This is a genomic window from Gardnerella massiliensis (assembly GCF_003408845.1).
Taxonomy (GTDB): Bacteria; Actinomycetota; Actinomycetes; order Actinomycetales; family Bifidobacteriaceae; genus Bifidobacterium; species Bifidobacterium vaginale_H.
Genome location: NZ_LRTV01000001.1, coordinates 734057 through 753796, shown reverse-complemented (window position 1 = coordinate 753796; position 19740 = coordinate 734057). Strand labels below are relative to the sequence as shown.

Sequence of the window (19740 nt, the reverse complement as noted above, 5' to 3'; positions counted from 1 at the left end):
TCGCCGATTACCATATCGTAGCCTTCTACGATTTTTGCCACCATTTCAGGTGCCGCTTCTGCCGGGTAGGTATCGTCGCCGTCGGCCATGATATACACGTCCGCGTCGATGTCTTGGAACATGGCGCGAATTACATTGCCTTTGCCTTGTCTTGGTTCTTTGCGCACTATTGCGCCGGCTTGGGTGGCAATGCTTGCGGTTTCGTCGGTGGAATTATTGTCGTACACGTATACTGTTGCTTCCGGCAGTGCAGTTTTGAAGTCGCGCACAACTTTTCCAATGGTGATCGCTTCGTTGTAGCAGGGCAGCAATACTGCGACGGAAGTCATAATATATCCCTTCGTATGTGTAAATGGCGCGCGCGATTTTGTGTAGGTAGTGTAGCTATTGTTTTGCCGTGCGCAATCATTGTTATTTTACTCATTATTGTGGATTGGTGATTTCTTATGGTGGATTGGTGATTTCTTTAAACTTCACAAAAGTACAGTGTTCAAATTAGAATAATATTAATTATTTTTGAACACCCTTTGAACACCCGTGTTTGAGTTTGGATCGTCGCCATGTCACCAATTTCCCCGCTCACTCATAATGAATTTGCAATACTTACCGCCTTGCTGCGCCAACCGCAAGCCTCCCAACGTGCGCTTGCCGACAGTACGCACCTTTCGCTCGGCTCCGTAAACGCAACGCTGCGCAACGCAAAAAATAAAGGCCTTGTTGCCGACGCAACGGTTACTAAAGACGGTCTTACCGCACTCGAGCCGCATCGCGTCCACAATGCGGTAATCATGGCGGCCGGCCTTTCCTCCCGCTTTTCCCCGATTTCGTACGAGCTTCCCAAAGGTCTTATTACCGTGCGTGGGGAGGTGCTTATTGAGCGTCAAATTCGCCAATTGCAAGAGGTGGGAATTAAAGATATTAGCGTGGTTGTTGGCTACAAGCAGGAACGTTTCTTCTATTTGGAAGACAAGTTTACTAAAGGCGATTTTTGCGTAAAAATCGTGCCAAATAAGGAATATCGCGAGCGCAACAACAACAGTTCAATCATGGCTGTTGCCCACCTTTTAAGTAACACGTATATTTGTTCTTCCGACAATTATTTCGACGAAAATCCTTTTGAATCATACGTGTGGAAGGCGTACTATTCCGCGCAATATCAGCAGGGCCGCACTAAAGAGTGGTGTATGAGTGTGGGTGCGCACGATCGCATTACTTCGGTAACTATTGGTGGCAGTGATGCGTGGTACATGATTGGTCACGTGTATTTTGACAGCGAATTTTCGGCTAAGTTTGTGCGAATTTTGCGTGCGGAATATGATTTGCCGCAGACTGCTGGCAAGTTGTGGGAAGACATTTTGATTGAGCATTTAGACGAGCTTGATATGCGCATGCGCCGCTACGATCCGCCGATTATTCACGAGTTTGATTCGTTGGATGAGCTTCGTGAGTTTGATCCGCTGTTTTTGGAAAATGTTGACAGTGAAGTTTTTGACCGCATTGTTAAGGTGCTTGGTTGCAAAAAGTCGGATATTCGCGACGTTTACCCGTTGAAAAATGGTTTGACGAATCTTTCTTGCCATTTTGCGGTTGGCGACAACGAGTATGTGTACCGTCATCCGGGGGTTGGTACGGATGTGTTGGTGAATCGCCAGGCTGAGGATGAGGCTTTGCGTGCGGCGCAGCGCCTTGGTTTGGATGGTACGCTTGTTGCGGATGATCCGAAGTGCGGTTGGAAAATTTCGCATTTTTTGAAAGACTGCCGTACTGCTGATTTTCACGATTCTTGCGATTTGCGCGAAGGTATGCGTCTAGTTCGTAAGCTTCACAACAGTGGCGCTACGGTGAGCAGACGGTTCGATTTTTATGAGGAATCTCAGCGTTATTTGCGCGATTTGTGCGCTCGCCGTGTGGCGTTGCCTGAGGGTGCTGACGCTTTGCTTCATAAGGTTGATTGCTTGCATGAGTGCGTGAGTAAAGATGCTTGCCAAAAAATTTGCTTGGCTCACAACGATATATTGGGTGCGAATGTGCTTGTGGATGTTGCTGGACGCTACCATCTGATCGATTGGGAGTATGCGGGGATGTCGGATTATGCGCAGGATTTGGGTACGTTGTGCGTGTCTGACGCGCTTAATGAGCAGGAGTTTGACGCGGTCCTAGCGGAGTATTTTGAGCGCAATCCTACTTGTGCTGAGCGTCGTCATTGCATGGCGTACGTTGGTTTTGCTGGGTGGTGTTGGTATTTGTGGTCGCTGGTAAAAGAGGCTGAGGGGGAGCCGGTAGGCGACTGTCGTTATTTGTATTACCGTTATGCGAAACGTTATGTCGACCGCGCTTCGAGCAAATATGGTGCCGGATTTGCAGGCTCTGTAGAAAAGGTGTGATTTATGAAATATTCCTTAATAAGCGGCCTTTTTTGGGGAGTCGACACTGCTTTGCTTGCGGTACTGGTTGCGTTATCTGTTCATGGCTTAACACCTTCTGCAGTATGGTATGTGGGCGTTGTGGGCGCTTGTGTTCACGACGTTGTGTGTGCTGTAATATTGTGGATTTATATGGCTTGTCGTTCAAAGTTGTGCGAAACTGTTGCTCTTTGCAAGCGTAAAAAATTGATTGTGCCTATTGTGTTGAGTTCGCTTCTTGGAGGCCCAATCGGTATGACCGGTTACGCTATTGCGGCAAGCAATATTGGTGCCGGTTACGCTGCTGCGATTTCTGCGCTGTATCCGGCTTTTGGCATAGTACTTTCTTCTATTGTGTTGCGCGAACGTTTAAGTGCGTTGAAATACTGTGCTTTTGCTGTAACGCTTATTGCGGTAGGAGTGCTCGGCTACTGTTCTTGCGCGGAATCTTCAACCGCAACTGTCTCCTCTGTGGGCAGTCTGGTCTTAGGTTTGATTGCGGCTATTTTCAGCGTTATCGGTTGGGGAAGTGAAGCCGTTGCTTGCGCGTGGGCTACCAGAAAGCAAAGCGTGGACGACGAAGTGATGCTGCACGTGCGCGAAACTGTTTCCGCACTGTCGTACGCCTTGCTCATTGTGCCGTTGTGTACGATTCTGCCGGTTTTTAGCGTAAAGATTATGCAATCAGCTGGCTTTATTGCGTTAACTATATTTATAGCGTTACTTGGTACTGCTTCCTACTTGTGCTACTACCGTGGTATTGCTCAGGTTGGTGCAACTCGCGCTATGGCTGGAAATATTACGTACGCGGTGTGGAGCATGATTGCAGCGGCGTTACTTTCTCAAACAATTCCGCCGCTTATTGCGTGGGTTTGTTGCGTGGTGATAATTGCGGGGACGGTAGTGGTTGCTTCCGAAAAATAATTGCAACGGAGTATGATAAACCTGTATTGCATTGTGGCAACAGTCTATAGCAGTACGCTATAGCAAATATGTTCTCAGACAATGGGGGAGTAGTAACTTATGGTTTCGCCGTTACGTCGCATAGTGAGTTGGATAATAGGCAGACTCCCTTCGTCAAAACGTTCTATTGTGGAAGTGCGAGAGCAGCTGAGCGCTATTCAAACGCAAATTTCTCGATTGCAAGAATGTGTCGACGCTCGCTGTGCTCATCTTGAAGTTGAGCAGCGTAACGTTGAGAAGTCGTTGCGCACGGAGATTTTGACGAATCGCGAGCAGTCTTCGATTATGGCTTGGTCAAACTATAGGAAAGATGGCGAAAGTAGCGTGGATGCGCATAAGCGTTTCTTCCTTAGTTTGCCGAAAGCTACAGGTTCTATGCGCGTTATACAACGTGGTTGCGCGTCGCTGCTGAGCGAGTTTGCGCAGATTGCGCAGCAGCATAATCTTCAGTATTGGGCTGATTTTGGTACGCTGCTCGGTTGCGTGCGTCATCGTGGGTTTATTCCTTGGGATGACGATGTTGACTTGGGTATGATGCGAGAGGATATTGATAAGCTGCTAACGATGTTGCGCGAGGATGCCGCGTTGCGCGCGCGCTACCGTGCGGTGCTCGTGTACGATCCGTACGTGTGCTGCCGTCAGTTGCGGTTACGTTACGCGAATAATAGTAATCCTTGTTTTTTGGATATTTTCTTCTACGATTACGTGCCTGATTTGACGCCTGAACAGCGTCAGAGTTTTGTGTCTTTGCGTAAGGATTTGCAGCAAGAGTTGCGTTCGCAGACTTTTTTCAACGCGTGGCTTGACCGCGGTTACGTTGAGCAGGGCGGCGAATACACTGCGTCGATTGAGCAGATTTTTCAGAGTTTCCAAAAGAAGGCTGTAAGCCAGGGGCTTGTGGTGAGTAAGTCTTGCGCGCGCAACGTGGTGTACGGTTTGGATAATGTTGATGCTGAGAATTTGTACCTTGCGCAATGTAGCGAAATTTTTCCAGTAAAAATGGCAACTTTTGAAGATTTTTCTGTTGCTATACCGCAGTTGTCGGAAAATATTTTGGAACGTGTGTATGGTGATATTTATCAGCTGCCGTCGGATATTATTACGCACTTCCGTCATGTCGACTGTGAATCGTTGCATAGCAGTCATACTGACGACGTAATCGAGCAGGATATTCGTTCGAATCCGTATGCTCTCGGTTGCAGAAGGCTTGAGTGAAATTACGTAACGCTACAAAACAGTAACGTTAAGAACAGTAACGCTAAGAACGGCAATAGTACGAAAGAATTAACAGGTGTGTATATGGGCGATACGAGCAATAGTAACGGTAATGCGACTGCTGCAAATAGGGTAACGGCAGAAAGAAACGTAGCGATGGCGGGTAGTGCTGTAAATGGTGCAATAAGTAGCACAATAAGTGGTGCAATAAGCAGTGCGCTACGGTGCGGTTGCGATTGCGCTCGCGCTACACGTTCCGCTTTACGACGCATATCGCTAATTATGCCGCTTATTATTGTGCTTCTGCTGGAACTTGTATGGTTCAACTTTCCGGCAATCGAATCGGCAGGATTCAATCCAACTCCTGTTCAGAGCGTTTCAACCGGTGCCGGTTTAATTCGTCACGGCGACGTGTACACAGTTACCGGCAAAAACGATCAATACATACAATTGCATTACGCTCAGCCTTCTCAAATAAACAATATTTACGTCGATACGCGCTCGCCTCAAACTCGCACACTCGATATTGCTGTGTATGTGTTGGATGGTGGCAACAGTGCTTCTTATATTCAAGTTGCGTCTCAGCCTGTTACGTCGAATGTGAACGATACGAAGTATGTGCGTGTGCATGCGGTTGATAAAGTTGCGGGCTTGCGTTTGAGTACGAAGCTTCAGAAAGGTGATTCTTTTACAATTGCTAACCTTGCGTTGAATCAGCGTAGGCCATTGCATATTTCGCTTGTTCGCGTCGTGATGTTGTTGCTTATTGCTTATGCGATATACGTGTTGGCTCCTCGTTCGCGCATTTACAAAGAAGCGCTTGATTTGCGTGTGCGTAAGCAGCAGTTGTGGCTTGTTGCGTTAGTGCTGGTGCAGTGCGCAATACTTATTGGAGTAACGAAAGTCACTGGTACTCAACACATGTTTACGGCGGGTGTGTGTAATAACGGCGGTTTTATATGTGACGCCAACCAGTACAATCACCTCGCCAACAGCCTGCTCAAAGGTCACCTGTACTTGGATCTGCCGGTTCCTGATTGGTTGCCGAATATGAGCAACCCTTACGACGCAGGCGCGCGTTACGCCATGTCGATAAAAACTGGTCAACCAACTTACTGGGACTACGCGTTCCACGGAAGCCACTACTTTACTTACTTCGGCGCACTTCCGGCACTGTTACTTTTTGTGCCGTTCAAAGTACTTACTGGTCACGATTTGCGCACAGATTACGCCGTCGCCTTCTTTGCAGTCGCTTTCGCAATTGCTTCACTGTATCTTATGGTGCAATTACTTCGACGCTTCTTCCCAAAGCGATCCTTCGGCTTCCTCGTGCTGTCGCATCTCATCATGCTCATGTCAAGCGGAGTATTAATTCAGGCGTATCTGCCACAAATCTACTCGCTTCCTATGCTCTCATCATTGTGTTTCACCTGCTTAGGACTGGGATTGTGGCTACAAGCGCGAACTACTCAAGATACTCTTTCTGAAGCCCCGTACTTACGAAAGTCACTACTCATTCTGGGAGCAGTATGTATTGCACTAAACCTAGGGTGTAGGCCGCAATTTATTCTGGCGTCACTGTTTGCTTTCGTAATTTTTAAGGAAGAAATCGTAAAGTACCGTCTATTTTTTGCCTTCAAACGAAGCAGCGTAATCAATACGGTATGTGTAATCGCACCAATGATTCTCATAGGCTTAGCCGCCTGCTGGTACAATTACGCGCGTTTCGGTTCGCCACTCGATTTCGGCGCAACCTACAATCTAACCGGTTTTGACATGGTTCACCGTTCCTACTCTTGGGCGCGAATCCCATGGGGAGTATGGATGTACCTGTTCCAGCCGATTACTATTACGCCAGTTTTTCCGTTTATGGAACAATCCGTGCTGCCATCAATGTTCCACGGGCAAATCATTATGGAGCCATTCTTTGGCGGCCTACTCGCTTACTCTCCTGTGTGCGCAGCCGTAGTACTGTACCCGTTAGTAAAGCAACAATTACGCAAAAAGCAGCTTGCTGGATTCTTTACTCTCGGCTTAACGTTGTCGATACTGCTTATGGTATTAGACGCGGAAGTAGTAGGAATTTCCAGCAGGTACTTTAGTGATTTCGGCTGGCTGCTAGCGTTGTGCGCAATTATGGTGATTGCAAGTCTTGTAGACAAAGTCTCGTCTTGCGTACACATGGTTGACGTTCCTTCTGGTTGCGTCAACGAAACAGACGAGGAGTCGCCTTCTAAAGCCAACCTTAAATTAATGCACAAAGTTCTGATTATCCTGGTGATTTCCAGCGTGGGCTTGTGTTCCTTAAACCTCCTTGCCAACGGACGATACTCAGACCTTCAAGGCACTAGGCCGAGCGTATACAGAAGTATCGAATCCTGGTTCTCGCCACTTACGTAACAGACGAATCAGTTGCAATTTGGTTACTATTAGTAAATTACAATTCAAATAATTTGAATAAGAAAATTTTGAAGAAGAAAATATGGTAGTAGAACAGAAACAACCAGCGCAAGAAGTAGCGTCTTCTGCACAAGCTCAAGCGGTATTACAATCAAGCAAAGGCTTGCAAAAAGACCTGCAGGTTGAAGTCTTGCGAATTATTGCAATGCTTATGATCGTGGCCTGCCACATGATCATACATTTAAACATTCGCGCGCACAGTTTCAATATGGAACTTTTGCCGGCTCCAGGCTTGCGTTCAGCGCTTAAATTCTTAGTCGTACAATACGGTCAAGTTGGTGTATCAATCTTCTTTATTATTTCCGGCTACTTTTTATGTCGCAAAACCTTCCGCTACCGACGCGTTTTTGCAGCGTGGGCGCAAATGTTCTTCTACTGCATTATCGTGCTGGCAGTAACCTTCGTAGCAGACTGCTTTGGCTTACTTCCGGAAAATTTGAGCAACTTACTTCACGGAAAAGAACTTGTCTACACGCTGTTGTGGAATGTGACGCCATTTACCTACCGAAGCTACTGGTTTATGAGCGCGTACTTAATCATGCTCATGTTCATGCCTTTTATCAACATTCTTATAAGTCACATGACTCAGCGCGATCATGCTATGCTGCTGGTACTTCTTGCGTCAATCTCACTTATACCGCTATATTTTGGCAAAAATTATACTTGGAACGATATTATTTACGCAATTTTCGGATATTTAGCCGGAGCTTTTATTGCGCAATACGGTAGCGGTATAAAAAAACTTACTACGAAACGACTTTGTGCGTGCGTAGCACTATCTACCGTTCTTATGCTCGCTTTTGATTATGTTGCTTCGTCCGGGAATAAGTTTGTGCGAGTTCTTACGTGGGATCAGCAGGTCCACGGTGGCATCGGAATACTGCCAATGATTATTGCAATGTGCATTTTCATTCTCGTACACCGAATAAATATGGCGAGAATCCAAGGGCTAGCGAGAACCGTAATTTTACGCGTTTCCAAAGCAACTTTCGGAGTGTACCTTCTTCACGAGCACATGTTTATTTTCGTAGCGTTGTGGACGTTCGTAGCGTGGATGCTTCCTGCAACTTCCTCAAGCGCACTCATCGTGCTACTTTACGCAATTACTTTAATTTGTACGTACGCAGTACTTTCAGTTGTGGCAGTCGTAATAGATCTCGCCATCAAACCACTTTCCAACCGAATTGCGCTAACGTTGGAGCATGTCGCCAATTGCGTATGTTCTGTGTATAAAACTGATTCGCAATCCAAAATGGAGTAAGTAACTGATAAACTATATATTTTGTGAAAAACATGGTAGATAAGTTGCGTGCGCGCTACCACTATTCGTGGGTGGTTCTTAAAGAGCTGGTGAAAACTGATTTCAAACTGCGCTACCAAGGGTCTTTCCTGGGAGTTGCGTGGTCGGTTTTGCGACCGCTCATGCTGTTTTGCGTAATGTATGCAGTGTTCGCAAAGTTTTTAAGAATGTCGGATGGTACCCCAACTTACCCAGTGGTGCTGCTGCTCGGCATCAGCGCCTGGCAGTTTTTTGGCGAGGCAACGTCGATTGGCTTACGCGCGGTGGTAGATCGCGGTGACCTGCTTCGTAAAATCCATTTTCCTAACTATATTGTGGTGGTTTCAGCAACCGTTGGAGCGTTAATTAGTTTCGCAATCAATCTGGTGGTAGTAATCATTTTTGCAATATGCTCAGGCGTGAAATTTACGTGGTGGGTGCTCTTAGTTCCGTTGAATTGCATACAACTTTACGCATTAGCATTAGGTGTAACGCTGCTGCTGGCAACTATGTACGTGTATTTTCGCGACATTGCACACTTGTGGGACGTGGCGCAACAAGTGCTGTTTTACGCAATGCCAATCATTTACCCACTGAGTATGGTGATAGGCAACCATTCCCTCGGAAAATGGGGCACGCTTATTGCCAAAGTTCAACTACTCAACCCTATTGCGCAGTGTATTCAAGACATGCGGCACAATCTCGTAGCACCTCTTACTCAGCCTACCGTGTGGAATTTAGTAGGATCTCCTTTGCTGATGATGGTCCCAGTAATATTAACCGTAATCTTGTGCGTGCTCGGCGTCGCAGTGTTCCGCAAGTGCAATCGTAAGTTTGCTGAGGTGATGTAATGAGCGAGATTGAGTTAGCGAATACTGAAAAAGAAGAGTTGCAACCAGTCGTACTCTCAGTAGAACACGTAGGCAAATACTTTAAGCTACCAACCGAGCAAGCAAGTGGTTTGAAACAAGCGTTTATTAATTGGACGCGTGGTATCAAAGGCTACAAAGAACAGCACGTTCTGCGCGATATCAACTTTGAAGTACGCAAAGGCGACTTCTTCGGCATCGTAGGACGCAACGGAAGCGGCAAATCAACCCTGCTTAAACTCATCTCTGGAATCTACGTACCAGACTCCGGACGCATACGCGTCAACGGAAAACTCGTGCCATTCATTGAGCTTGGCGTAGGCTTCAACCCAGAACTAACCGGTCGCGAAAACGTATTCTTAAACGGAGCACTACTCGGTTTTACGCGCGCACAAATCGAAAACATGTATGACGATATTGTGCAATTTGCAGAACTTGAAGAATTTATGGATCAAAAACTGAAAAACTATTCTTCCGGCATGCAAGTGCGCTTAGCTTTTTCCGTAGCAATCCAAGCCCAAGGAGACATCCTCGTACTCGACGAAGTGCTCGCAGTAGGCGACGAAGCCTTCCAACGCAAGTGTGACGCGTATTTTGCAAAAGTTAAAAAAGACGCAAACAAAACCGTTATCCTCGTCACGCACGATATGAACGCCGTCAAACGCTACTGCAACAAAGCCGTGCTTATTAAAGACGGCGAAGTTATAGTTAACGGAGATAAAAACGACGTAGCCAACCGCTACACGCTAGAAAACTTAGCCAACAAAACTGACGTGCAAGCAAGTGGCAAAACTAACGAATACCCAATCGGACTTAACAAACGCGTGCCTTATATGCGAATCGTGCCAGTTTCAAAGCAGCTACTCAACTGCAGCGAAAAATTCCGTTTCGCCGTAGAATACGAATTCAACGAACCGGGCAAATACTTTATCGCCGTAGCCATGCACGACGTAAAACGTGGCGGTATCGCCTACGATACCGGCGGAGACACCATAGAACTTGAAGGTGAAGGCAAGCAGCGCGTCGAATTTGAAATGCCGCTTACTATCCTCAACAATGGCGAATTTAAGCTCGTAGCCTCCTTGCGCACAAGGAGCGCGACGGATCCAGACGACACCGACATGATTGCGTTCACCAACGATAACAACTCATGCCTGTTCGCCGTACGAGACAGCACAAATCGCGAGTACGCGCTACTCAACGACACTGCCATGACCATACGTTGCGTGCAACATTCGCAATGCTGATGCGCAATGTTAACGCGCAATGTTAACGCGCTTGATATAAAAGTTAATATAAGTGGATTATCAGCTTTATACCACCAAATAAAGCTACACAAAGGTATGTGATGATAACATTTTTTCATGTAGACACTGACGGCGAACAATACATAGCGTCGGTAAGCGAACGCCAACGCAGGCTTATTATCGGAGCTATAAACTACCACTCGCTTATGCAACCAGGACGCACTTTGCGCTACCAAATATACATGGGCGAAAAGTGGCAATACCCGCGGCTTGCTGACTTCTCCGTATTCAACGGATTCTGCACCAAAAATGCCGGTTTACAACCCTGCGCAACTTTTACTGCACAATCAACCGTAGCAACAAACTCACCGTATCCGACGGAATTTTGGAACGAAGGAAAACGCATACCGGACGACGGCACGCGCTACCTCATGCTCACCCCGGACGATGCCACCGACGACGACGTAATGTCACACTGGGCGTCTGATACTCCTAAACAGCGCTTGTACAAAGAACTGGAACTTCACGCGCCTTCCTCCTTCGACATACTGCGTGAAGCCATAAGGAAGCGGAGAGAAGCTGCATCGTACAAGCCAACTGTGGCGTACCATCCGTGGAACAAAGCATTCTTCGAAAACGTTGCCACAAGCGGCGAACGCAGTCACGGTATGCCAAACAATCTGGAATTGGCGCCAAACAATCTGGAATGTGTGCCGCCGAGCAGACGAAGCGGTAATGCGCTTCCAAACGAAACGTTAGGTGACGCGCTGCCAAAAGCGATAATTATCGGCCTACACTGGCTACAAGCGGGCGGCGCCGAACGCTGGGCAGTAGAAACCATACGACTCGCCAAAAAAGCCGGACTCCTGCCAATAATCATCACCGACCGCGACGGACACCAGCCGTGGATTACCAAAGACTTCTGCGACGACGCGCTCGTGCTGCCACTCACACCTCCAGTACAAGAATGTTGGGCAGACGTGCCGCTGTTGCGCTCGCTGTTCGAACAGTTTGATATTCGAGGTATTGCTATACATCACTGCCAGTGGCTCTACGACCACATTTGGTGGGTAAAACGCTACTTCCCACAAACCCACATCATCGACTCGTTGCACATCGTTGAATACATCAACCGCGGCGGCTACCCGCACGAAGCAGTAACGCACGACCAATGGATCGACCTGCACCACGTCATATCGCCGCAACTAGTGCACTGGCTCCACGACATTCACAGCATCGCCGCCGACAAAATCATCGACGCGCCACTCATCGGACTCACCACAAGCAAACAGCAGCAATCGGTAGCCGCGCGGCGCAACAGCGGCATCTTCACCGTAGCGTTTGTGGGGCGCATGGCCCGCCAAAAGCGCCCAGAAGCCTTCGTACTTGCAGCACGAGCGCTTAACAAACGATACCCCGGCCGCTTCCACTTCATCCTCCACGGCGACGGCGAACTCGACACCTTCGTAACGGAACTCATATCTCGCTACGGATTACGCGATATTATCGAACGACGCTCAATGACCATCCCGGCGCAACAAACCTACAACGACGCCGATTTGCTACTTATCAGCTCAGTAAACGAAGGAATAACCCTCACAACTTTAGAAGCGCTCGCAAGCGGAGTTCCAGTATTATCGACGGACGTTGGTTCGCAGCGAACCATTATTCCTAAGCAAGCACTTCTACCGCGCATGACATCATCGTTCGTGCGCGCAACCGTAAAAGCTGTAGCGACATTAAGCGAAAACGAAACGTCGCGCGCGCAACTGTGGAAAGAAGAAACCAAGCAACTCAACGACTTCGCCAAACTCGAGTCGGCCGACGCGCTATTTATCCGATTATTTGAAGAATGGAGCAAGTAATGTTCGACGCGAACGAAACGCAACAACGCGACGCAGCCGGCAACCAAGTGAACGTAGCGGCCGTAGTCGTCACATTCAATCGGCTCGAAAAACTCAAAACGGTACTCGCGTCAATCGAAGCGCAAACACGCGTACCCGATCAGCTGATAATCGTCAACAACGCATCAACCGACGGAACCGACAAATATTTAGAAACGTACGCGCGCGACTTTAGTAACTCCACGGCGGCTCAACACATGCAACTTACCGTGGTGACGCTTCCGAAAAACGTGGGCGGCGCAGGCGGATTTAGTGCTGGCATGCGCAAAGGTTACGAACTAGGTGCCGACTTCGTTTGGATTTTCGACGACGACGGATATCCGCAACCGAATGCTTTGGAAAAATTACTTGAGGGCTTTAATACTGCGGTTGGAGAGCTTGGTCCGGACGTGCCGTACGCTTGCTCAATGGTGAAGTTCGTGGACGGATCGATTTGCGAAATGAACAACCCCGTGCCAACCTGGGATTGGGGAAGGCTTATTGCTCGCGGCTTTGAAAACCTGGTAATGGTAACTTCCTGCTCGTTCGTGTCGGTGCTCGTACCAAGGTGGGTGCTTGAAAAGTACGGGTTGCCGTTTAAAGAATACTTTATTTGGTTCGACGACGCGGAATATACGTTGCGAATTACGCGCGTGTGCCCGGGAGTGCAGGTGCTTGACAGCGTAATCGTGCACGATATGGGCGCGAACAAAGGCGTAAACTTTACGATGATTGACGAAAAAAACGCGTGGAAATTTGCTTACGGCGTGCGCAACCAAGCGTCGTACCGTTTGCATCACGAAGGCAAGGCGAAATACTTGCTGTTCTGCGCAAACGTGATTCGACAAATGCGGCGCGGGCGTGTGGCGCGCAAGTTGCGTCGCAAAATGATCTGCCAAATGCTGAAAGCTATACGATTTAATCCGAAAGTAGATTTTCCGAGGTAATTTTCCGCGGTAGATTTTCCGCAGAAGTAAAAGGTAACTGTATAGCGTAACTGTAAAACGTAACTGATAGGGGCAAAAATGAGCGACAACAAATCAACAAATTACCCGGATTTAGTAGTGGTGGGTGCCGGATTATTCGGCTTAACCGTAGCGCAGCAGGCGGCGGAACGCGCGGGCGCAAGCGTTGAAATTATTGACGTGCGAGACCATATTGGCGGCAACGCTTACTCGTATTTTGACGAACGCACGGGAATCGAAATCCACAAGTACGGTGCGCACCTTTTCCACACCAGCAACAAGCGCGTGTGGGATTACGTAAACCGTTTTACGTCGTTCACTAACTACGTGCACCGCGTATACGCAACGCACGACGGCGAAGTGTACCCGTTGCCAATCAACCTCGGCACAATCAACCAATTCTTCCACGCGCACTACACGCCGGAAGAAGCAAAGGCGCTGATTGCAAGCCAAGCGGGGGAGTTGGCTGGTAAAGATCCTGAAAATTTGAACGATAAGGGAATTAGCTTAATTGGGCGGCCTTTGTACGAAGCGTTTATTAAAAACTACACGGCAAAGCAATGGCAAACCGACCCTTCGCAGCTGCCGGCCGGAATTATTAAGCGCCTGCCAGTGCGATTCAACTACAACAACCGCTACTTCAAGGATACGTGGGAAGGGTTGCCGACGGACGGATACACCGCTTGGATGCAGCGCATGATTGATGACCCGCGTATTCACGTTTCGCTTGGGGTGGACTTCTTCGACGAGTCGCAGCCGTTTAATAAGCGCGCGCTGGCGGAGGCTGGGGTGCCGGTGGTGTACACGGGGCCGGTTGATCGCTACTTTGACTATGCGCTCGGCGAGTTGAAGTGGAGGACCGTGGACTTTAAGGAAGTGCGTTACGAGGAGAGCGACCACTTTGGTTGCCCGGTGATGAACTATTCGGATGCGGATGTGCCGTTTACGCGCGCTATTGAGTTTAAGAACTTTAACCCGGAGCGCGGCGAAGTTGAGGGCGTTGCTGGCGAGGCTGGCGCGGCTGATTTTGTGCCGGGAAAGACTGTGAAAGCTGGGGAGACTGTGGTGTGGCAGGAGTATTCGCGCGCCGCCACCCGCGAGGATGAGCCGTATTATCCGGTGAATACCGAGGCGGATAAGGCTTTGTACGCGCGCTACGCTGAGCTGGCTGCGGCCGAGCCGCGCACTGTTTTCGGTGGCAGGCTTGGCACTTACAGCTACTACGACATGCACAACGTAATCGATATGGCTTTGCGCGCTTACGAATCGCAGGTGGCGCCGCTGCTTAAGTAGGATGCTTGCTTTACTTAAACAGGCTGCTTACTGTGCTGCTTTAGTAGGATGCTGCTACTTACTTTGCTGCTTTAGTAGATAGTGCGTGATTTCCTCAAAAGCGACTTTTTCTTTACGCTCGCGTAAAGTTTTTGTCGCTTTTTGGCAAGATTCCGACATTTCTTTTACGCTCGCGTAAAGTTTTAATCGCTTTTTGGCTTGATTCCGATTTTTCCTTTACACGGCTGTAAAGGAAATGTCGGTTTAGTGATTTGGAACATTTGCGGGAGTTTTTTCTCCGGAAAATGTTGCTGAATTTGCGTAATTATGGAACATTTGCCGGGGGATTTTCTGGCGTTTGTAGCGTCGGCGCGCGCGAGTTTGCAATATCCGTGATTTGTGGTACTCTATTTAAGTTGTCTGCTTAGCGAGCATTTAGTTGCTGGGCAAACAGTTTGGAGAATTCGCCTAGTGGTCTATGGCGCACGCTTGGAAAGCGTGTTGGTGTAACAGCCTCACGAGTTCGAATCTCGTATTCTCCGCGCCTAGGGTTTCTAGCCAATCGCTAGAAGCCCTTTTTTCATGCCGAAAACCCTTGAAATATCAACGTTTTGCCGCTTACCCTTAATCCGATTTTGCGCGACGACCTGCTTGAACGCTGCGATTTAGCGCGCGAAAGCAACTCGGAGCGCCGAGCTTGCTCAAGGTTGAAAGCACTGGGCGCGACGACCTGCTTGAGCGCTGCGATTTAGCGCGCGAAAGCAACTCGGAGCGGAAACTCGCTTAGGTTGGAAGTCCGGGGGACTTCCAACGCGAGTTTCGTAAGTGAGCGTTACTCCCGCAGTACGCAATCTGCGCGAGTGTCTGAAAACTGGCAGAATGGGACATGGATGCAGTATGCAATCTGCGCGAGTGTCTCTAAACCGCCAAAATGGGACACGGGTGCAGAAAGTGTACTGCACCAGTGTCTGAAGATAGGCAAAATCAGACCCTAACGCAGTACGCAATCTGCGTGAGTGTCTCTAAACCACCAAAATGGGACACGGGTGCAGAAAGTGTACTGCACCAGTGTCTGAAGATAGGCAAAATCAGACCCTAACGCAGTACGCAATCTGCGTTAATAACGCCTAATGCCCCAACGCCGCGTAATGCTGCTCAACTTGCGCTTTAATAGGCCGCCACAAATCAGCATGAGACGCGTACCACGCAATAGTTTCCTGCAATCCCTGTTGGAAATTAATATGTTGCGGCTCCCATTCAAGTTGCGTACGAATTTTCATACTATTAAGTGAGTACTTGCGATCTTCTCCCGGTCGTGGCTGTACGTGCACTACGTTCGTTTCCGGAACGCCCATCATAGGCAGCAACATTCGCAATACGTCACGATTACTCATCTCGCACTGCGTCCCAATATTATATGTTTCACAGATTGTTCCACGCGTCAGCACGCGCCATATTGCGTCGCAATTATCTTCAACGTGAATCCAATTGCGTATCGAATCTCCCTTGCCGTACAACTTTGCTGACATATTGCACATAATATTGGTAATCTGCCGCGGAATAAACTTCTCAATATGCTGGCGCGGACCGTAATTATTGCCACTGCAAGAAATAGTTGCGCGCAATCCGTAAGTCCTGCTCCAAGCGCGTACGAGGTGATCTCCCGCAGCTTTGCTTGCAGAATACGGACTAGACGGACGATACGGACTCGTCTCGTCAAATCTGCACGCGCTATCAATAGGCAAGTCTCCGTAAACTTCGTCAGTACTTACTTGGTGGAAACGAATGTCATATTTTCGCGCGAAATTAATTAGTACGTGCGTACCTAAAATATTTGTGTTTACAAACGGATCTGAACATTCGATTGCGTTGTCGTTGTGCGATTCCGCAGCAAAATTTACGATTGCGTCGATTGCTGGCATTGACTTTTCTGCAGCAGTTTTGTGCTGAGTATGGGGATTGAGTAGTTGGTCCACCAAATTTGCGTCTCGAATATCCCCACGAATAAAAGCGTAGCGGCTACTTACAAAATCTTGCGGCAATTCATACAAATTCGCCATATTGCCGGCGTAAGTAAGCGAGTCCAGTACCGTAACTGCAACTTCCGGATGATATTTCGCTACGTAATGCACAAAATTAGATCCAATAAATCCGGCGCCGCCAGTTACAAGTATGTGAAAAGGTGTAAATATATCGCATTTCGTACTCATACGTTCATTATATATTTTTGTTATTTGATTGTTATTTGATTGTTGTTTGATTGTTGTCTGATTGCTATTTGATTGTATAGAAAATATTTAAGCAGTATATTTCGTTGTTGCTTTTGTTTGTGATAGCATTGATTGCTTTTATTTGTAATAGTATTGGTTGAGTAGATGTGCAATAATTGCTGCATGGTTGGTTGCTTAGGGGATACGAGGTGAGTCTGACAATGTCAATGTTTACGTGGCATCGCAATAGTTGCGTAGCGGATTCGCCTAAACGAAATGAGGATTTGCAAACGAAGGAATCTTCGGTAGCGTATGAGACGCGTGGGGAGCAGGAAACGCAAGTAGCGAAAGTATCGAATGTAGCGCAGGAAACGCAAGAAACGCACGCAACCGGTTCCACAACTTTTGACACGTCAAAATCCGCCGCACAAGCGATTGCCGATACTCCGAATCACCCTAATCCCGCTCTTAATCATTCCACAAACGCAATTTTCGTTGGAATTGTTCTAACCCTTCTGGGTGGTGCGTTCTGGGGCGCCAACGCAACCGTATCGAAAATACTGATGTCAACGTACCACGTCTCCCCGTTGCAAATAGCGTGCGTGCGTCAAATCGCCGCCGGCATATTGTTCAGCATTACCGCCGCAGCCTGCACGCCGCAAAAGATTACGGGAGCGGTCAAATCCGGTCGCACATGGCTTTCGATGGCAGTTACCGGCATAGTTTGCGTACTGCTTACGCAAGTTTCGTATTTGTGTACAATCGACTGGACTAATTCCGGCACTGCCACGGTGCTGCAAAGTCTGAACCTTCTTTTTGTGCTGGTTTATGTGTGCTTGCGCACGCGTCGCACCCCGACCAAACGCGAAACTATCGGCGTTATTCTAGCGTTTCTTGGCACTGCTTTAATGGCGACGGGCGGCAATTTCTCCTCACTTTCGCTGCCGATTATGGGCTTGCTTTGGGGCCTTGCGGATGCGGCTTCTACGGCGGCGCTCGCTATTATGCCGGTAAAGTTGATTGCAAAATGGGGAAATCTTACGGTAAACGGCATCACTTTTATTATTTCGGGGTTGATTATGCTGCCGTTCGTGCGGCCTTGGGCAACTTTGCCGCCGCTTGATTGGCGCGCGCTTTTGCTGTTTACTTTTACGATTGTTGCCGGCACTTTTGGCGCGTACTGGCTGTTTCTTGAGGGTATTATGCGCGTCGGTTCCGTGCGAGGTACGCTTCTTGGTGCGAGTGAGCCGGTTACTGCGGCTGTTACGGCAGTGCTGTTTACGGGTGCCGTTTTTTCGTGGGCAGATTTCGTTGGCTTCGGGCTGATTTTCGTTATGATGATCCTGCTTTGCAAACGCGCCGACTGACTTAAGTTACGACTTGCTTAAGTTATAAAATAAAAACTAAACAAAGAAAGGAATTTTGATGCGCTACCACGATACTTTGAACTCGTTGGATGTATTGGAAAATGTGAAGGCTGCCGATTGCGCCAAGTCCGTGATTGCGGTGGTCGGCTCAATGAACGCTGATTACACGATTGTGGCGGACCGCCTCCCAAAGCCTGGCGAAACAGTAAACGGCAGTGAGCTTAAAGTGCTCCCAGGTGGAAAGTCCGGCAATCAGGCCGTTTCTGCCGCAAAAATTGGCGCGCACGTGCGCATGTTTGGCGCTCTCGGCAGCGACCAAAATGCTGACTTCTTGCTTAATTCCTTGAACAGTGCCGGTGTCGACACCACTCATATTTTGCACGTTGACAATATTCCTAGTGGTGCCACGGTTATTACGGTTGACGCTCAGGGCGGCGAAAATACGATTGTTTACGCGCCTGGTTCTAACGCGCACGTTACGGTTCCTTATATTGAGTCTGTTAAAAGCGCTTTGACGAGTGCGCGCGTGCTGGGGCTTTGCTTAGAAAGCCCGATGGAAACGGTTACGGCTGCGGCAAAGATGGCTCACGCGGCTGGCGTAAAGGTTTTGCTTAATAATTCTCCGTTTGTGGACACTTTGCCTGCGGAGTTGATTGAGGCTGCCGATATTTTGCTTGTGAACGAGCATGAGATGGCGCAGTTGCTTCATATTGACGAGCCGGAAGATGGCAATTGGGAAGGTTTTGATTGGAATCACGCGGCTGAAGTTATGCACGACTTTGGTTTCGATGAAGCGGTGGTGACGCTTGGCGGCGACGGTTCCGTAGTTTTGCAGTATGCCGAGGAGGATTCGGTTTGTCGTATCGCTCCTCAGCGCGTTAAAGCGGTTGATACTACGGGTTGCGGAGACGCGTTTATGGGCACGGTTTTGGCTGGCTTGGCTGCCTCAATGTCGCTTCCGGACGCTGCTGCGCTCGCATCCTACGTTTCTGCTTACGCTGCGACTCGCTTTGGTGCGCAGGCTTCTTACGGAACTGTTGACGAAATTCGCGCGTATTTCGCTAAATAATTTGTTTGCGTAAATAATTTGTTTGCGTAAGTAATTTCTTAAGTATTGCGTAAGTAATTTGCTTGCTTAAGTAATTGCTTGCGCAACTTTTTTACGTAACTTTTGCGTAATTATTTGCGCAATTATTTGCGAAACTTTTGCGTAAATCACCGCTGTGTCTTCTCTGGCGCGGCAACTGCTAAAATAGAAAACGACTCTGTCACTGTACATGCAATTTGCAAGCGGGAAGGCAATTATGTCAGTAATTCTTGAAGGCGATTCAAAAAAGCAGATGATGCTGGTTACGGGTCGTGCGTATCCGGAACTTGCCAAAGAAACTGCGCAATACCTTGGTATTGACGTGCTTGAGACAACTGCCTACGACTTTGCGAATGGCGAAATGTACGTGCGTTTTACGCAGCCGGTTCGCGGATCGGATGTTTTTGTGCTTCAAGCGCATACGAATCCTATTAACAATTGGATTATGGAACAGCTGCTTATGGTTGATTCCTTGCGCCGCGCTTCTGCCCGCAGTATTAACGTGGTGGCGCCGTTCTTCG

At 48.3% G+C, this 19740-nt stretch carries 15 protein-coding genes and 1 tRNA gene; 14 read left to right on the top strand and 2 right to left on the bottom strand.

Annotated elements, in window-relative coordinates:
* On the bottom strand, positions 1-329 hold a 329-nt coding region (locus tag AXE77_RS06810; RefSeq protein ID WP_240612627.1), incomplete at its 3' end, for a glycosyltransferase family 2 protein.
* Positions 330-560: 231 nt separating this feature from the next.
* On the opposite strand from AXE77_RS06810, the gene AXE77_RS02840 reads away from it, so the two are divergent.
* The 11 genes from AXE77_RS02840 to AXE77_RS02790 all read left to right on the top strand — a co-directional run bounded on the left by AXE77_RS02840 (position 561) and on the right by AXE77_RS02790 (position 15097).
* Positions 561-2384 (top strand): phosphotransferase, encoded by a 1824-nt coding sequence (locus AXE77_RS02840; RefSeq protein ID WP_116712009.1) that lies wholly within the window; start codon positions 561-563, stop codon positions 2382-2384.
* Between the two features lie 3 nt (positions 2385-2387).
* Positions 2388-3326 carry a DMT family transporter gene (locus AXE77_RS02835; RefSeq protein WP_116712008.1) on the top strand — a complete coding sequence of 313 codons (939 nt, stop codon included), beginning with the start codon at positions 2388-2390 and terminating at the stop codon, positions 3324-3326.
* 99 nt (positions 3327-3425) lie between these two features.
* Positions 3426-4580 carry a LicD family protein gene (locus AXE77_RS02830; protein ID WP_116712007.1) on the top strand — a complete coding sequence of 385 codons (1155 nt, stop codon included), beginning with the start codon at positions 3426-3428 and terminating at the stop codon, positions 4578-4580.
* Between the two features lie 84 nt (positions 4581-4664).
* The gene (locus AXE77_RS02825) at positions 4665-6980 is read left to right on the top strand and encodes a hypothetical protein (RefSeq protein WP_116712006.1); all 2316 of its coding nucleotides are present in this window, start codon (positions 4665-4667) and stop codon (positions 6978-6980) included.
* Positions 6981-7062: 82 nt separating this feature from the next.
* Positions 7063-8301, top strand: a complete 1239-nt coding sequence (locus AXE77_RS02820; RefSeq protein ID WP_116712005.1) for an acyltransferase family protein — start codon at positions 7063-7065, stop codon at positions 8299-8301.
* Positions 8302-8324: 23 nt separating this feature from the next.
* Positions 8325-9170, top strand: coding sequence for an ABC transporter permease (locus AXE77_RS02815; protein ID WP_116712004.1), 846 nt, complete (start codon positions 8325-8327; stop codon positions 9168-9170).
* Positions 9170-10435 (top strand): ABC transporter ATP-binding protein, encoded by a 1266-nt coding sequence (locus AXE77_RS02810; RefSeq protein WP_116712003.1) that lies wholly within the window; start codon positions 9170-9172, stop codon positions 10433-10435. The genes AXE77_RS02815 and AXE77_RS02810 overlap by 1 nt, the downstream gene beginning before the upstream one ends.
* 101 nt (positions 10436-10536) lie before the next feature.
* Positions 10537-12300, top strand: coding sequence for a glycosyltransferase (locus tag AXE77_RS02805; protein ID WP_116712002.1), 1764 nt, complete (start codon positions 10537-10539; stop codon positions 12298-12300).
* On the top strand, positions 12300-13265 hold the full coding sequence (locus AXE77_RS02800) for a glycosyltransferase family 2 protein (RefSeq protein ID WP_165846033.1): 966 nt from the start codon (positions 12300-12302) through the stop codon (positions 13263-13265). The genes AXE77_RS02805 and AXE77_RS02800 overlap by 1 nt, the downstream gene beginning before the upstream one ends.
* Positions 13266-13343: 78 nt before the next feature.
* Positions 13344-14576: a UDP-galactopyranose mutase gene (glf, locus tag AXE77_RS02795; RefSeq protein WP_116712000.1), complete on the top strand. Its 1233-nt coding sequence runs from the start codon at positions 13344-13346 to the stop codon at positions 14574-14576.
* Between the two features lie 436 nt (positions 14577-15012).
* A tRNA-Ser gene (locus AXE77_RS02790) sits at positions 15013-15097 on the top strand.
* 585 nt (positions 15098-15682) lie between these two features.
* On the opposite strand, the gene rfbB is transcribed toward AXE77_RS02790, so the two are convergent.
* Positions 15683-16765 carry a dTDP-glucose 4,6-dehydratase gene (gene rfbB / locus AXE77_RS02785; protein WP_116711999.1) on the bottom strand — a complete coding sequence of 361 codons (1083 nt, stop codon included), beginning with the start codon at positions 16763-16765 and terminating at the stop codon, positions 15683-15685.
* A 221-nt stretch (positions 16766-16986) separates the two neighbouring features.
* Between rfbB and AXE77_RS02780 the strand changes: the two genes are divergently transcribed.
* The 3 genes from AXE77_RS02780 to AXE77_RS06805 all read left to right on the top strand — a co-directional run.
* Entirely contained in the window at positions 16987-18132 is a 1146-nt protein-coding gene (locus AXE77_RS02780; protein ID WP_240612626.1) for a DMT family transporter, read from the top strand.
* A 58-nt stretch (positions 18133-18190) separates the two neighbouring features.
* Entirely contained in the window at positions 18191-19201 is a 1011-nt protein-coding gene (locus AXE77_RS02775; protein WP_116711998.1) for a ribokinase, read from the top strand.
* Positions 19202-19436: 235 nt separating this feature from the next.
* The coding region (locus tag AXE77_RS06805; protein ID WP_240612625.1) for a ribose-phosphate pyrophosphokinase-like domain-containing protein at positions 19437-19740 on the top strand (304 nt) is incomplete at its 3' end.